Source organism: Methylomagnum sp. (assembly GCF_054333355.1).
In genome coordinates this window covers 1-15,014 of sequence record NZ_JBTEKS010000073.1, presented here as the reverse complement: position 1 = coordinate 15,014, position 15,014 = coordinate 1, and the positions used below count along the sequence as shown (strand labels likewise).

Genomic DNA, 15,014 nt, shown 5'->3' with positions numbered 1-15,014 from the left:
GGAGTCCAAAGCTTGCTTTGGGATGAGCTTCTCCAAAGCAAGCTTTGGTCTCCTACGCGTTTCGGATAGCTTCTTGCTCTGTAGGTCGGGCTTTAGCCCGACAGGTCGGACTGAAGTCCGACCTACAGAATCCTTATTTGTCTTCCAGCCCCAATCGCTCGCCCCGGTAGCTGCCGTCCATGACCCGCTGGCACCACTCGTGGTTGTCCAGATACCAGCGCACGGTTTTCTTGAGGCCGGTCTCGAAGGTTTCCTCCGGCTCCCAGCCCAGCTCGCTGCGCATCTTGGTGGCGTCGATGGCGTAGCGCTGATCGTGGCCGGGGCGGTCGGCCACGAACTTAATCAAGTTCTTGTGGGGCCGGTGGGGGGAGTCGGGCCGCATTTCGTCGAGCAAATCGCACAGGGTGTGGACGACATCCAGATTGGTCTTCTCGTTGTTGCCGCCGATGTTGTAGACCTCGCCCGGCGCGCCGGCCTCCAGCACCCGCTCGATGGCCCGGCAGTGGTCCTCCACGTACAGCCAATCCCGCACGTTGGTGCCGGTGCCGTAGACCGGCAGCGGCTTGCCTTGCAGGCCATTCTGGATCATCAGCGGGATGAGCTTCTCGGGGAACTGGTATGGCCCGTAATTGTTCGAGCAATTGGTGGTCAGGGTCGGCATTCCATAGGTGTGGAAGTAGGCCCGTACCAAGTGATCGGAACCGGCCTTCGACGCCGAATAGGGCGAGTTGGGCTTGTAGGGATTCTCCTCCGTGAACTTGCCCTCCGCGCCCAGGCTCCCGTACACCTCGTCGGTGGAGACGTGCAGGAAGCGGAAGTTTTCATGCGCCTCGCCGGACAGTTTGCGCCAGTATTTCCGGGTGGCTTCCAGCAATTGGAAGGTGCCCAGCAGATTGGTTTGGATGAAGGCTTCCGGCGAGTCGATGGAGCGGTCCACATGGCTCTCCGCCGCGAAATTGACGATGGCGTCCGGCTGATAGCGGTCCAGCAGGTAATCCACCAGGGCGCGGTCGCCGATGGAACCCAGCACGAAGGCGTGGTTGGGATCGTTTTCGATGCTGCTTAGGGTGTCGAGGTTGCCCGCGTAGGTGAGGGCGTCGAGGTTGACGACCAGGGTATCGCCCCGCCGCACCTGCCGGAGTACGAAATTGCCGCCGATGAAACCGGCGCCGCCGGTGACCAGGATGGTTTTTGTGGGGGTCATGGGTTGGGTCCGCCTTTACGTTGCATCATGCCTCGGGATGGATTGTAGCCGATGATGGCGAAAGTCAGGAAAAGCAGCAGAGCCACCGCTGTGTAGGCGCAAGAATACGGATTGAACTGCTCATACAGGGCGAAACGTATCAATTCCACGGCATGAGTAAATGGATTGTACTGGCTTAGGGTGTGCAGCAATTCACTGGATTCCTGGATTTTCCACAGCGGGTAGAGCGCCGTGGAGAGGAAGAACATGGGGAAAATCACGAAATTCATCACCCCCGCGAAGTTTTCCAGTTGCTTGATGAAGGACGACAGCAACAATCCAAGGGCGCCCAGCATCAGGCCGGACAGCAGCAGGGCGGGCAGCACGGCCAGATACCCAAAAGGCGGCGCTTCGATGCCGTAAGCATAGGCAATCCCTAAGAACACATAGGCTTGCAGCACCGACACCAGCACGCCCGCCAGCAGCTTGCAGCTCAGGAGATACCAGCGGGGCAGGGGGCTGACCAAGAGGGTTTTCATGCTGCCCATTTCCCGGTCGTACACCATGGAGAGGGAGCTTTGCATCCCGTTGAACAACTGCACCATGCCCAACAGGCCGGGCGTGATATAGACCTCGTAGAGGATGTAGGTCTCGTAGGGCGGGATGATGGCTAGCCCTAACGTGGACCGGAACCCGGCGGCGAAGATGAACAGCCACATCAAGGGCCGGACCAGGGCCGAAATGAACCGCTCGCGTTGATGCACGAAGCGGAACAGTTCGCGTCCCATGACGCCCCGCATAGCGCGGAGGTAATGCATCAGCTTCATGCCGCCTCCCGCCGGGTCAGCGCGTTGAAGGCGTCGCCGATGGATTCCGTCCGGGTCATCGCCAGCACTTCGACAACGCTGCCGGTGGCCCGGACGCGGCCCGTGTGCAGCACGATCAGCCGGTCGCTGTCGTGGATTTCGTCGATCAAATGGGTGGCCCACAACACGGCGATGTCGCCCGCCCGAGCGAGCTCATGCACGTAATCGACGATGGCACGGCGGCTCGGCACATCCAGGCCCACCGTGGGTTCGTCCAGCAACAACAGGCGCGGCTTGTGGAGCAGGGCGCGGGCGATTTCCACCCGGCGCCGATGACCGCCGTTGAGTTCGCGGACTTTCTCCAGCCGCCGCTCGTCCATGCCCTGCCGTTCCAGTTCCTCGCGGATGCGGGTGTCGGCTTGGCGTCTGCTCAGGCCGTGGAGCGCGGCGTGGTAGCGGAGGTTTTGCAGGACGGTCAGGTCCATGTCCAGGGTCGGTTGCTGGAACACGACTCCGAGCGCGGCCAGGGCTTGGCAGGACTCCTTCCGCACGTCGTGCCCGGCGATGCGGATGCTGCCGTCGCGGCTGTCGTAAAGCCGGGTGATGAGGGAGAACAGCGTGGTCTTGCCCGCGCCGTTCGGCCCCAGGAGGATGCCGCATTGGCCGGTGGCGACGGTGAAGGCGACGTTGTCGAGGGCTTTTTTCTTGCCGTAGGCGTAAGAAAGTCCTTCCACGGCCAGAGCGGGCGAGGAGTGGTCGAGATTCATAAGCAGACTGCCCCTATTTGCTCGTTCCCACGCGCTGCGTGGGAATGCATTTGGGGCGCGCCGCGCCCCGTCACACCCCGCAGCGCGGGAAGGCCGCAGTCCCACGCGGCGCGTGGGAACGAGCGGAAGAATTCATTTTTCATGGTTTTACTGCCACCCCCCAAGGATACTGCCCCACCGCCACCGATTTCAGCACCTTCCGTTTCTCCAGGTCGATGATGGAAATATCGTTGCTCACGCCGTTGGTGGTGTAGAGCCGCTTCCCGTCCGGCGAGAATTCCAGGTTCCACACCCGCTGCCCCACCAGCAGGTAATCCAAGACCTCCAATTTCTGCGCGTCGATCACCGCCACCCGGTTGGATGGCCCCAGGGCCACGTAGGCATACCGGCGGTCCTTGTCGATCTTGATGCCCACCGGCTGGATTTTCTCCTGGGTGACGCCGGGAATCTTGAAGGGGATTTTCTTGACCGGCTGCTTGGACGCCACGTCGATGACCGTCACCGTGCCGGCGATTTCCGAACTGACCCAAAGCTGCTGGCTGTCGGCGGTGAATTGGCAGGCGCGGGGGCGGGGATCGACCAGGGTGTTGTCCACGATTTGCAGCGTGGCGCGGTCGATCCAGTGGGCCATGTTGGTGGTCTCGCTGGTGCTGACCACCCAACGGCCATCCGGGCTGGTGGCGATGCCTTCCGGCTCCACGCCCACCGGAATGGCCTTCACCGCTTTCTTGGCGGCGATGTCGAGGACCGTGACTTGGTTGTCGTCCTCGTTGGAGACATACAGGTTCTTGCCGTCCGGGTCCATGGCGAAGGTTTCCGGGTCTTCGCCGGAGGGCAGCTTGCCGATGACCTTGAGGGTGGCCGTGTCGATGACCTGGATGGTGTCGTTATCGCTGGCGGCGACGTACAGATGTTTCTGATCCTTGCTCAGCACGATGCCACGGGGGCGCTTGCCGATCTTGACCGTCTTGACGAGCTTGCCCTCTGGCCCTGCGACCACGGCCAGGGCGTTGTCCTTTTCCAGGGTGACGAAAATGGTGTCGGCGTGGCCGGTGGCCGAGGCCAACAAGGCCAGGGCCACAGCGGGTGGGAGAAGGTTTTTCATTGTGGGGCGGTCCATCCATCGGATCGGCGTTAAAGACGCCTATTATCCGGGACTCGCCCACGGGACGGAACCTTTGGGATTCCCTTCGGCTTCGCTCAGTGAATGATTAGTAACGGTCGCGATGGCGGCGGGGCGGCGCGTAGCCGGAACGACCGTAGCCGTCGTCGTAGCGGCGCTCGCGCTGATTCTGGTCGTAGGCATACCCCGCCGCGCCGCCCGCGACGGCGCCCAAAGCCCCGCCCACCAGCGCGCCGTTGCCATAGCCGCCATCCGCCGCGTAGCCGAGCAAAGCCCCACCTGCCGCACCCACAGCCGCGCCGGCCATGGTGCCGCGATGATTGTAATAGCCGGGGCCAGCGCAACCGGCCAGGGAGACCAGCAGGGCCAGGGAAATCAATGGCTTGGTTAACGTGTTCATGGTGTCGAGAATTAGTTGTTGTTGACGTTGGAATCAGTATCGGGCTGGGTGGCTTAACGGAGGCTGAACCGCGCCGCCCGGAGGCTCCGCGCTCGAAAGACCGGGCCATCGGTTCATAATTCATTCAGGAAGCTCGCGGCATAGTGGCTCCGTAGTTTCGAGGTCGCTGGGATGGTGGCCTCGCGATGACCCGCTTGTTCAACCTTGCAATGGAGTTCTGAATCATGACGGCCACTTCAATTGAATCCACCCGGACGCCCATTCGCGAAGACAGCCATGCCTCCGCCCGGTCTGCCGCTAATCCTGGAGCCGTAAAACCCGGCTGTATTCCTCACACTGTTTCGGAAGATCGCCGCCCGCGCTTCCCGCCGCCGATGGACGATGGTTTTCCAGAATGGGTGGCTTGTCCTGGCGAGGGATGAGGCGGCGCAGCACGGCTATTCAGGAATCGTTCGCTTGCCTAGATGTGGTTCCATCCATCCCACAATCCGTCCCTGATATTCCGCAAGGGATGAATTCATAGCTTGAATCCACACCAAGCTTCAAGCATAATGCGCGTCCTTTTACGGCTCCGGTCAATGACGCGGAGCCAAGCCAGAGTTCAATGGCGAGCCGTGTCGGTCCCCTCGCAATGATAGTCTGTCAACCCCGCCAGGCCCGGAAGGGAGCAACGGTAGCAGACGATGCGTGTGCCGGGGTGTGGCTGGCACGGCTTGCCACCCTCCTCCTTTATTCTCAGCCGATCATCGGGATTTAGCCGCCATGGCGTATCAGGCTTTAGCCCGCAAGTGGCGTCCCCGTAATTTCAGCGAAATCGTTGGTCAGGATCATGTGGTCCGGGCATTGACCCATGCGCTGGAATTCCAACGGCTACACCACGCCTATCTCTTCACCGGCACCCGTGGCGTGGGCAAGACCACCATCGCCCGCATTCTCGCCAAGGCCATCAACTGTGAATCGCGCCAGGGCTTCGACCCTTGCGGCCAATGTTTGGTGTGCCGGGAAGTGGACGAGGGCCGCTTCGTCGATTTGATTGAAGTGGACGCGGCCTCCCGCACCAAGGTGGAGGACACCCGCGACTTGCTCGATAACGTGCTGTACGCGCCCACCCAGGGCCGCTACAAGGTCTACCTCATCGACGAGGTTCATATGCTGTCGGGGCATAGCTTCAACGCCCTGCTCAAGACCCTCGAAGAACCCCCGCCCCACATCAAGTTCCTGCTGGCGACCACCGACCCGCAGAAAATCCCGGTCACGGTGCTGTCGCGCTGCCTGCAATTCAATTTGAAGCGGCTGACCCCCGAGCAGATTCGTGCCCAAATGGAAACGATTCTGGGCCGGGAATCCATCGAGTTCGAGTCCAACGCGGTGAAATCCCTGGCACGCGCCGCCGATGGCTCCATGCGCGACGGGCTGAGCCTTCTGGATCAAGCCATCGTCCACGGCGGCGGCGCACTGAGCGAGGCCACGGTGAGCGCCATGCTGGGCACCGTGGCGCGGCGCCCGGTGTTCGAATTGCTGGACGCCATCGCCGCCCACGACGCGGCGGCGCTGTTGGCGCTGATTGAAGCCATGGCCGAACACGCGCCCAACTTCGGCGATGTGCTGCAACAGATGCTCATCATCCTGCACCACGCCACGCTGGCGCAGTGGGTGCCCGATGCGGTCAAGCGCGACGAGGACGCCGACCGCATTTTGGCGCTTGCCAAAAAGCTCAGCGCCGAGGACTTGCAGTTGTTCTACCAAATCGGCCTCATCGGCCAGCGCGATTTGCCGCTAGCGCCCGATCCGCGTTGCGGCTTCGAGATGGTGCTGTTGCGAATGCTGGCGTTTCGTCCGGTGGCAGCGGGGGAGGGCGTCCAGACGATGCCCGCCGCGCCGGTTCATGCGGCGGGCCGCGCTCCGGGACCGGCGCCCCATCGCCCGGAACCGTCCAAGCCCGCCCGTCCGGTGACGGATGGCGGCGCGGGACCGTCGGCGACCGTCGTGCCCATTCGTCCGCCCGAATCTCTCGCCCATGCCCGGCCCGCCGTCCCGGTGGCCCCCGCCCAGACCGCCGACGCGCCGCCGCCCCCGATCCCGAGCCATGCCGACTGGCATTCGCTCATCCAGGCCATGGGCCTAGCCGCCATGACCCGCCAACTGGCGAACAATTGCGTGCTGCAAAGCCTGGACGAAACGTCCTGCTTGCTGGCCCTGGACCCGAAATTCGCCCAGATTCGCAGCGCCAAGGTTGAGGAAACCTTGGAGAGGGCGCTACAGACGCACTTCCGGCGGCCCTTGAAGCTCACCATCAGGTTGGAAGCGCCGGGTCAGGAAACGCCCGCCACCCGGATACAACGGGAAAAGGATGAACGTCAGCGGGCGGCGGAAATCGAAATTGAACAGGACGAGACGGTTCTTGCGTTGAAAAATAATTTCGATGCGCGGGTCGTGCCCGGTTCCATCAAACCCTTGGATTGAATCCACCGGAGAAATCCCATGAAGAATCCTTTAGCCAATCTGATGCAGCAAGCTCAGAAGATGCAGGATAGCCTGAAAAAAACCCAGGACGAACTGGCCGAATTACAGGTTCAGGGCGAATCGGGCGGCGGCTTGGTCAAGATCGTCATGAGCGGCAAGCGCATTGTGCAGAAGGTCAGCATCGACGAGAGCTTGGTCAAGGAGGACCGCGACATGCTGGAAGACTTGATCGCCGCCGCCGTCAACGACGCGGTGAACAAAGTCGCCGCGCTCAAGCAGGAGAAAATGGCGGGACTTGCGGGCGGTATCGACTTACCGGCGGGCTTCAAGCTGCCGTTTTAACTCCCCACGTAGTCTCCCGCACTCCAAGAGCCATGCAGCAGACCGGCATCCTCGCTCAGTTGATGCGTGCCCTGCGCTGCCTGCCCAGCGTTGGGCCGAAGTCGGCCCAGCGCATGGCTTTTCATTTGTTGCAGCGGGATCGGGACGGCGCGCGCTATCTGGCTGAATCATTGCTGGCCGCGCTGGAGCGCATCGGCCATTGCGCCGAGTGTCGCACCCTGACCGAAGGTTCAATCTGCCCGGTGTGCGCCAATCCCAAGCGGGACCGGGCGCTGCTGTGCGTGGTGGAGACGCCCGCCGAGGTGTACGCCATTGACCAAGCCACCGGGTTCAAGGGCGTGTTTTTCGTGCTGAATGGTCGGCTCTCGCCGCTGGATGGCATCGGCCCGGACGAATTGCGGCTGGACCTTTTGGCGCAACGCTTTGAGTCGGGCGAAGTCCGCGAGGTCATTCTTGCCACCAACACCACGGTGGAGGGCGAGGCCACGGCCCATTACGTCCACGAAATGGCCCGGCAGTTCGGCATCCGCACCAGTCGGTTGGCTTACGGAATGCCGTTCGGCGGTGAGTTGGAGTATGTGGACGGGAATACCCTCGCCCATGCGTTCAATGGGCGGCGGGAGTTTTAAGTCCTGGAGTCCGAACTTTAGTTTGGACAAAGGCGTAAGCCATTGAAGAAGGGGCCAAACTAAAGTTCGGTCTCCAAGGCGGCTGAGCGTGATGGCCGTGGAACCAGCAAATCTCAGATTTTCACCCCGACGAGGAACCCCCCATGACCGACTGTCTGTTCTGCAAAATGGTGGCCGGCGACATCAAGCCGGACGTGGTTTTCGAGAACGAGCATGTGCTGGCGTTCCGGGACATCCGCCCGCAGGCGCCAACCCATGTGCTGGTCATCCCCAAGCGGCATGTGCCGACGCTGGATGATTTCCCGGCGGACGATCCGGCGCTGGCGGCGGAGTTGCTCGTGGCGGCGAAGAAAGTGGCGGAGTTGGAGGGGCTGGCCAGCGGTTATCGCACGGTCATCAATTGCCGGGGCGACGCGGGGCAGGAGGTTTATCACCTGCACCTGCATGTGCTGGGAGGCCGTCGCCTGTCCTGGCCACCGGGTTAAGGTGTTTTTGGCTCGCTTGTCCGGTATTGGCGTAGGTCGGGCTTTAGCACGACGCCGAGGCAAGCAGACGGGGGAATCGGGCTAAAGCCCGACCTACAATCCTTGTGGTCGCTAATGAAAAAAGGGTTTCCGGCGTGTGCCGGAAACCCTTTTTTATGGGCGAAGAATTTTTGACTGAAGGAATCAACCGCCCTCGACCGCCGGGTTAAAGTCCACGCCCAAAATCGACCAGCTTTCCGGGTTGGTTTCCTCGTTGCCGGTCATGCGGATTTTGCACGCGAAGAGCTTTTGAATCTGGCCCTTCTCCGGGTCGATGAAGCGGACGGTGGAGCGGATCAGGTAATGGCGGTTGCCCAAGGCCCAAGCTTCGTACTTGTCGTCAAGGAACTCGGCACCGTCGAGTTTGTTGTCCGCCTTCACGGAGTCCTTGCACTGCGCCAGCGCGAAGCCGATGCGGGGCGTCTTGTTCTCGATCTTGCCCAATTCCTCCTCTTCCACTTCCGGCTCGAAGAACAGGTCGGATTTCACCACCTGCATAACCAAGGGAACGATGGCTTTTTCCTGTACGAAATACAGTAGGCCGATAAATAGGACCAACAAAATCAGCGAATACTTGCTGCGGGTCACTTTATTAAAAAGGTCTTTCATGTGAGGTGCCTTTGTCGATTTTCTATTTTGAGGTTGGCAAGGAGCCGTATCCTTTTGAAGAGGGCGAATTTTGCGGCAGTGGACCCGAAATGTACACCAGGGCGAGTCCATATCGCTCCGCGTTCATGGGACCACGCCGCGTCGTGGAAGTTCGCCACCCGCTGCCGGAGTCCAATCCGGCGACCTGGGCGGGTATGATAAGCCCTGTCACAGTCATTGGTTGCCACCCTTATGAATCAAGCCAAGAAACTGGTCGTCGCCATTTCCTCCCGGGCGTTGTTCGATTTGGACGAGTCACACCGGGTATTCGAAGAGGAAGGCAAGGAGGCGTTCTGCCGCTATCAGGTCGAGCATGAGGATCAAATCCTCGGGCCGGGCGTGGCGTTCCCGCTGGTCAAGAAGCTGCTGGCGATCAACGCTGTGCTGCCGGAGACGAAGGTCGAGGTGATCCTGTTATCCCGCAACAGCGCCGATACAGGGCTACGGGTGTTCAATTCGATCCGCCATCACGGGCTGGATATTTCCCGCGCCGCCTTCACCAGTGGGCAGCCGCCGTTTGCTTATATCACGCCGTTCAGCGCGGATTTGTTCCTGTCGTCCAACGCGGAGGACGTGGCGCTGGCCTTGGAGGCCGGGCACGCCGCCGCCACCATCATCGAGTCCGGCAAGGTCGCCAACGAGTCGGAGCAACTGCGCATCGCCTTCGATGGCGATGCCGTGCTGTTTTCGGACGAGTCGGAGCGGATTTACCGGGCTGGGGGCTTGGCGGCGTTCAACGAGAACGAGATTTCCGAGGCGCGGACGCCGTTATCGGGCGGGCCGTTCAAGGCGTTCCTGGCGACGCTGCATCACATCCAGACCTTGTTCACGGCAGACCAATCACCAATCCGCACGGCCTTGGTGACGGCGCGGGGAGCGCCGGCCCATGAGCGGGTGGTGCGGACGTTGCGGGCCTGGAATATTCGCATCGACGAGGCGTTGTTTCTGGGCGGCATGGAGAAGGGGCCGTTTTTGCGGGCGTTCGGGGCGGATATTTTCTTTGATGACCAGAAGAAGCATTGCGATTCGGCGCGGCTGCATGTGGCGACGGGGCATGTGCCGCATGGGATTGCGAATTGTGGGGGGTGAAAGAGGAATTTGAAACGATGCAATTACCAAATTCAGTGCCGGAAAGTGATCCAGCAAATCTTTGGGCCATCCAAAATAATTTAATTTCAATTGCCGAAAACCTTCTCGGTAAGCGAGATAGATCTAAAACAATTTATCAGCCCGTATTTGCTGATGATGGGCCAAGAATTGTGAATGCTTTCTCCCTTGATGGTGCGGTTGTTAAACTTAGCAATAACAACCAATGGTGCTAGGTTCTGTTGACGTAAGCGAAGCCAGATCAGTGACGTAGGGTGGGATAAGCGAAGCGCATCCACCCAACCAAGGCGGCGGATGCGCTCCGCTTATCCGCCCTACCCTGACTTACGTTTTTTATGGGCCGCGGCTAACCATCTGTTTCAAAACGCCATTTCCTCTATGCCAACAGAGTCTTACGTCAACAGAACCTAGTTCATCTTGGCGGGGCCATGGGCTGGGACCACAGTGGCCGGTGTTCGACCAAAAACACGCTAGCCATCGAGGTACCAGCCATGACCGACGAAGACTTTATCATCGACCTGTTCTGCCGGGTGGACGACCGGATGAAGGAGGTTCCACAGCATTCCCAAGCGGCGCTCTGGCCCAGCGAGGTCGTCACGCTCGGGCTGTTGTTCGCGATCAAGGGGGTGGGCGAGCGGGCCTTCCACCGCTGGATCGGCCGGAACCATCGGGCCTTGTTTCCACGGCTTCCCGATCGGACCCGCCTCTTCCGCCGCCTGAAGGCCCATTGGGAGTGGACCCTCCGTTTCCTGGCCCGCCCCTCCCTCCTGGGGATCGTGGACGGCTACGGCATCGAGTTGGTCCATCCGATTCGCCGGGGGCGCAGCGCGCAACAGTTCGGCGCGGCGGGAATCTCCAACCACCGCTGGATCGCGGGGGCGAAATGGTGCGTGATGGTCAACCACCTCGGCGGGATCACGGGCTGGGTCTGGGCACCCGCCAACGCCCACGACACCTGGTTCCACCCGTTGATTGACGTGTTCGGCGATCGCACCGTGCCGCTTTCCGACACGGGCTTCCACTCGGTCGAGGGCGACCCGGCCCACCTGAAAGTTTGTCGGCCTAGGGAACGGAACGAGCGGATGCTGATCGAGACCGTACTGTCGATGCTGACCGTGGTCTGCCACACCAAGAAGATGCGGCACCGCCTCGCGGAATACTTTCAAGCCCATCTCGGGCTGATGGCCGCCGCCTTCAACCTGCTGGTTGGCTGGTTTGGCCTGACGGCGGACGAGGATGACTTCGTGCCCCTGTCCATCGCGGAGTTCGGGTTATAAGCCCCGAAAACTAGCACCATTGGTAATATAGAGGCGGCTTAAGTGACCATTCCGTAATGCCGACGCCAGCCGGACGCACCAGCGGCGGCGTATTTACAGGTCATTGACCGGCGACCCCAGGAAATCCGCGAGGCGTTGGCGGTGAACGGCTAGATGTCGAGACTCGGCTGATGGAGTCGCTGGACCACAATATGGCAGGGCACCTTGCGCTCCGCCCAGGAACGGACCAGCGGGCTTTGGCGAGTGAAGTCACCGGGCTATGCCGCCCAATGGGGGGAATTGCTGGTGGTCAGGGCGGGATTAGGGGAGTTTCGGGAGAGGAATTCCGAGCCGTTCGGCGCTTAAGCCCCGTCCATTTCGGCAGGCACAAAGAAGCCCGGATTGACCGGGCTTCTTCATTTCATGGCGTCCCCAGGGGGATTCGAACCCCCGTCGCCGCCGTGAAAGGGCGGTGTCCTGGGCCTCTAGACGATGGGGACTTAACTTGATTTCACCGAGGAGGATTGGTGGAGCCAGCGAGGATCGAACTCGCGACCTCTACAATGCCATTGTAGCGCTCTCCCAGCTGAGCTATGGCCCCACAGCGGTGATGAGCCGCGAATTTTAAAGAAGTTCCCGGCACCTGTCTAGCTTTTTTTGCCGATAAATTCCAAAGCGCGGTCGATGCGGGCGAGGGTCTTGCCCTTACCCAGCAACTCCAAGGTCAGGTCGATGGGCGGAGACACCGAAGTCCCCGACATCGCCACCCGCAACGGCTGCGCCACGCCGCCCATTTTCACGCCCAAGGCTTCGGCGATGGCCGCGACGGCTTCGTGGATGGCTTCCCGCCCCCACGGGTGCAGCGCTTCGAGATTCTCCCGCAACGCTTCCAACCCCGCCGCCGCCTCGGGCGTCAGGTTCTTCTTAGCCGCCTTTTCGTCATAAGCCTCGAAATCCCGGTAGAAGAACTCGCTGGCCTTCGCCATGTCCACCAGCGTTTTATTGCGCTCCCGCTGGGCCTTGACCACTTCCACCGGGTCCGGCCCCGTGGTCGGGTCGATGCCCAGTTGCCCCAAATGCCAGCGCAGATGATGGGCCACATGCAGCGGGTCGCCGTGCATCAAATAGTGATGATTCAGCCACAACAGCTTGTCGGGGTTGAAGGTGGAAGCCGAGACGTTGATGGCGGGAATATCGAAGGCGGCGATCATCTCATCAATGGAGAAAATCTCCTGGTCGCCGTGGGACCAACCCAGCCGCACCAGATAATTCAGCACCGCTTCCGGCAGGAAGCCATCGTCCCGGTACTGCATGACGCTGACCGCGCCGTGCCGTTTGGACAGCCGCGCCCCATCCGACCCGAGGATCATGGGGACGTGGGCGTATTTCGGCAGTTCCGCGCCCAGCGCCTTGAGGATGTTGATCTGGCGGGGTGTGTTGTTCACATGGTCGTCGCCCCGGATGACGTGGGTGATGTTCATGTCGAGGTCGTCCACCACCACGGTGAGGTTGTAGGTGGGCGAGCCATCCGAGCGGGCGATGATGAGGTCGTCCAACTCGCCGTTTTTGACCACGATCCGGCCCTTCACCAAATCGTCGATGACCACCTCGCCCTCGTCCGGGTTGCGGAACCGCACCACCGGCGGCACGCCCTCGCGGGGTTCGGCGCGATGACGGCAGCGGCCATCGTAGCGGGGCTTTTCCTTGCGGGCCATTTGCTCCTCGCGCATGGCGTCCAGCTCTTCCTTGCTGCAATAGCAGTGGTAAGCCTGGCCCTCGTCGAGAAGCTGCTGGATGACCTCTTTATAGCGGTCGAAGCGGTGGGTCTGATAGAACGGGCCTTCATCGTATTCCAGCCCCAGCCAGGTCATGCCTTCGAGGATGGCGTTCACCGACTCGGCGGTGGAGCGCTCCAGGTCGGTGTCTTCGATGCGCAGAATGAACGTGGCGCCGTGCTTGCGGGCATATAGCCAGGAGAACAGCGCGGTGCGGGCGCCACCGACGTGGAGGTAGCCGGTGGGACTGGGGGCGAAACGGGTGCGTATGGTCATGTAGGGTTCCTGAAAAGAAACGGCGCCATGGATAGGCGCCGGTATCACAAAAACAGGGGGCTTAATTCGGTGGCGGCATGATACCAAACCAGTGGCTTTTGGCCCGCGCCTCAAGCCTCTAACTTCTTCGAGGCCGGCGTCGCCCGCGTCAACGACCACTGCCGCAACTGCTTGATCTGCTCCTCCATGGTCCGAGACAAGGGCACCATCCGCGCCGTGTTGTAGGTGATGTCCTTCTCGGTGAACATCCGGCTGTCCTGATAGGCGTGGATGCGGGCCGACTTCACCGCCTGCTCGATCTCCGCGCCGCTCCAATCCTTGGTGACGATGGACAGGAGGTTCATGTTGAAGGTTTCCGGGTCGGCGCCATACGCCCTGATGTGGATGCGGAAAATCGCCCGGCGCTCCTCGTCGTTAGGCAAATCCAGGAAGAACAACTGGTCGAAGCGGCCCTTACGGATGACCTCCGCCGGAAGCTTCTCGATGCGGTTGGCGGTCGCCACCACGAACACCTGCGGGGGCTTTTCCTGCATCCAGGTCAGGAAGCTGGAAAAGATGCTGCTGCTGCCCCCGGTGCTGCCGCCCATGCTGTCGTAGCCGAAGCTGTTCTCCATTTCGTCGATCCACAGCACCAAGGGCGAAATATGCTCGGCGGTTTTCAGGGCGCTGTCGAAGGCGAATTCCGGCGAGCCAAACGCCCCGGACATCACCAAGTTCATATCCAGCCGCACCAGGGGCAGATTCCACGCGCTGGAAATCACCTTGGCCGCCATGCTCTTACCGCAGCCGCTGATACCCATGAACAGAATCCCCGCCGGGAGTGGGATCCCCGCCTCGAAGGATTGCCGGGAGAATAGGGATTTGCGGCTCAATACCCATTCCTTGAGATTTTCCAAACCGCCCACTTTTTCCATGGACACGATTTTGGCGATGAAATCCAGGCAGCCTTCCTTGAGCAGCGAGGTGGTTTTCTCTTCATAAATATCCGGCAGGACGCTCTCGATATCGAATTTGTTCTCGCGCAGCAGCCGCAACAATAAATGGCGCACTTCCTCCAAGGTCATGCCCTTCATGGCCGTGGCGCACTGGTAATACCAATCCTCCGACACATCCCCGGCCTTATTCTTGGCCGTTAATATCCTTTTCATATACTCATAGATTTCCTTCTCCGCTGGCATTCCAAAATCCACCACCCAAAGCTGATTCTTCAAATCCTCGGGCAGTTTTAAGGTCGGGTAGGAGAGGAACACGAAGCGGTTCTTTTCCGCCAAATCGGCATACAGGTCGCGGAGGGCGCGGATCAATACCGGGTTGTCGTCGAAGAACGCCGGCAAATCCTTGAGCAGATAGAAGCCGTCCTTATCGGAATCGCGAATGGCTTGGAATGTTTTGAGAATATCGCCCACGCCCTGCGAGGCGGTGCCTTGGTTGCCGAAACCCTTGGCGGCGGTCCAGGTCACGAGGGGGCGGTCGTCGCCGTAATACTCGCGGGACAGGCGGGCCAATTGGCTTTCGAGGCGCTCCTCCTCGCGGCACAGCACATAGAACAGGGGATAGTGGGATAATAAGCCCTTGCGGATGCGTTCGGTCAGTGTTTCGTTCATCGGGGTTTCCGTGGGGTTTTGAGGTGCTACATGCTAATTCAGTATGGCGATTCCAGAAACCCGCAATTCCGGCCCACGCCACTGTAGGTCGGGCTTCAGCCCGACGCCGGG

The 15,014-nt window shown here is 60.8% G+C and carries 15 protein-coding genes, 2 tRNA genes and 1 other RNA gene; 8 read left to right on the top strand and 10 right to left on the bottom strand.

Annotated elements, in window-relative coordinates:
* Nucleotides 1-133: 133 nt before the first annotated feature.
* The 5 genes from rfbB to ACXWUF_RS08050 all read right to left on the bottom strand — a co-directional run bounded on the left by rfbB (nt 134) and on the right by ACXWUF_RS08050 (nt 4,279).
* The gene (gene rfbB / locus ACXWUF_RS08070) at nt 134-1,204 is read right to left on the bottom strand and encodes a dTDP-glucose 4,6-dehydratase (RefSeq protein WP_458494157.1); all 1,071 of its coding nucleotides are present in this window, start codon (nt 1,202-1,204) and stop codon (nt 134-136) included.
* Nucleotides 1,201-2,010 (bottom strand): ABC transporter permease, encoded by an 810-nt coding sequence (locus ACXWUF_RS08065; protein WP_458494156.1) that lies wholly within the window; start codon nt 2,008-2,010, stop codon nt 1,201-1,203. The genes rfbB and ACXWUF_RS08065 overlap by 4 nt, the downstream gene beginning before the upstream one ends.
* A complete protein-coding gene (locus ACXWUF_RS08060) occupies nt 2,007-2,756 on the bottom strand; it encodes an ABC transporter ATP-binding protein (protein ID WP_458494155.1) in 750 nt (249 codons plus the stop codon). The genes ACXWUF_RS08065 and ACXWUF_RS08060 overlap by 4 nt, the downstream gene beginning before the upstream one ends.
* A 139-nt stretch (nt 2,757-2,895) precedes the next feature.
* Nucleotides 2,896-3,861: a PQQ-dependent catabolism-associated beta-propeller protein gene (locus ACXWUF_RS08055; RefSeq protein WP_458494154.1), complete on the bottom strand. Its 966-nt coding sequence runs from the start codon at nt 3,859-3,861 to the stop codon at nt 2,896-2,898.
* A 106-nt stretch (nt 3,862-3,967) separates the two neighbouring features.
* The gene (locus ACXWUF_RS08050) at nt 3,968-4,279 is read right to left on the bottom strand and encodes a hypothetical protein (RefSeq protein ID WP_458494153.1); all 312 of its coding nucleotides are present in this window, start codon (nt 4,277-4,279) and stop codon (nt 3,968-3,970) included.
* 615 nt (nt 4,280-4,894) lie between these two features.
* Between ACXWUF_RS08050 and ffs the strand changes: the two genes are divergently transcribed.
* From ffs to ACXWUF_RS08025, 5 genes are all read left to right on the top strand, one after another.
* Nucleotides 4,895-4,991, top strand: an RNA gene (gene ffs / locus ACXWUF_RS08045) — signal recognition particle sRNA small type.
* 50 nt (nt 4,992-5,041) lie between these two features.
* Entirely contained in the window at nt 5,042-6,742 is a 1,701-nt protein-coding gene (dnaX, locus tag ACXWUF_RS08040) for a DNA polymerase III subunit gamma/tau (RefSeq protein WP_458494152.1), read from the top strand.
* Between the two features lie 18 nt (nt 6,743-6,760).
* Complete coding sequence (locus ACXWUF_RS08035; RefSeq protein ID WP_458494151.1) at nt 6,761-7,084, top strand: YbaB/EbfC family nucleoid-associated protein; 324 nt, start codon at nt 6,761-6,763, stop codon at nt 7,082-7,084.
* A 32-nt stretch (nt 7,085-7,116) separates the two neighbouring features.
* A complete protein-coding gene (recR, locus tag ACXWUF_RS08030; protein WP_458494150.1) occupies nt 7,117-7,713 on the top strand; it encodes a recombination mediator RecR in 597 nt (198 codons plus the stop codon).
* A 143-nt stretch (nt 7,714-7,856) separates the two neighbouring features.
* Nucleotides 7,857-8,198 carry a histidine triad nucleotide-binding protein gene (locus ACXWUF_RS08025; RefSeq protein ID WP_458494149.1) on the top strand — a complete coding sequence of 114 codons (342 nt, stop codon included), beginning with the start codon at nt 7,857-7,859 and terminating at the stop codon, nt 8,196-8,198.
* A gap of 183 nt (nt 8,199-8,381) precedes the next feature.
* Here the strand turns inward: ACXWUF_RS08025 and ACXWUF_RS08020 are convergent, their stop codons facing one another.
* Nucleotides 8,382-8,846, bottom strand: coding sequence for a hypothetical protein (locus ACXWUF_RS08020; RefSeq protein WP_458494148.1), 465 nt, complete (start codon nt 8,844-8,846; stop codon nt 8,382-8,384).
* A 231-nt stretch (nt 8,847-9,077) separates the two neighbouring features.
* On the opposite strand from ACXWUF_RS08020, the gene ACXWUF_RS08015 reads away from it, so the two are divergent.
* The 3 genes from ACXWUF_RS08015 (at nt 9,078) to ACXWUF_RS08005 (ending at nt 11,269) form a co-directional block, all read left to right on the top strand.
* A complete protein-coding gene (locus ACXWUF_RS08015) occupies nt 9,078-9,974 on the top strand; it encodes a 5'-nucleotidase (protein WP_458494147.1) in 897 nt (298 codons plus the stop codon).
* On the top strand, nt 9,971-10,207 hold the full coding sequence (locus ACXWUF_RS08010) for a hypothetical protein (protein WP_458494146.1): 237 nt from the start codon (nt 9,971-9,973) through the stop codon (nt 10,205-10,207). The genes ACXWUF_RS08015 and ACXWUF_RS08010 overlap by 4 nt, the downstream gene beginning before the upstream one ends.
* Nucleotides 10,208-10,483: 276 nt before the next feature.
* Nucleotides 10,484-11,269, top strand: coding sequence for a hypothetical protein (locus ACXWUF_RS08005; protein WP_458494145.1), 786 nt, complete (start codon nt 10,484-10,486; stop codon nt 11,267-11,269).
* Between the two features lie 403 nt (nt 11,270-11,672).
* On the opposite strand, the gene ACXWUF_RS08000 is transcribed toward ACXWUF_RS08005, so the two are convergent.
* The 4 genes from ACXWUF_RS08000 to ACXWUF_RS07985 all read right to left on the bottom strand — a co-directional run bounded on the left by ACXWUF_RS08000 (nt 11,673) and on the right by ACXWUF_RS07985 (nt 14,903).
* A tRNA-Glu gene (locus ACXWUF_RS08000) sits at nt 11,673-11,748 on the bottom strand.
* Between the two features lie 25 nt (nt 11,749-11,773).
* Nucleotides 11,774-11,849 (bottom strand) — tRNA-Ala (locus ACXWUF_RS07995).
* A 46-nt stretch (nt 11,850-11,895) separates the two neighbouring features.
* Complete coding sequence (gene gltX / locus ACXWUF_RS07990; RefSeq protein ID WP_458494144.1) at nt 11,896-13,299, bottom strand: glutamate--tRNA ligase; 1,404 nt, start codon at nt 13,297-13,299, stop codon at nt 11,896-11,898.
* A 110-nt stretch (nt 13,300-13,409) separates the two neighbouring features.
* Entirely contained in the window at nt 13,410-14,903 is a 1,494-nt protein-coding gene (locus ACXWUF_RS07985; protein WP_458494143.1) for an AAA family ATPase, read from the bottom strand.
* Nucleotides 14,904-15,014 lie beyond the last annotated feature (111 nt).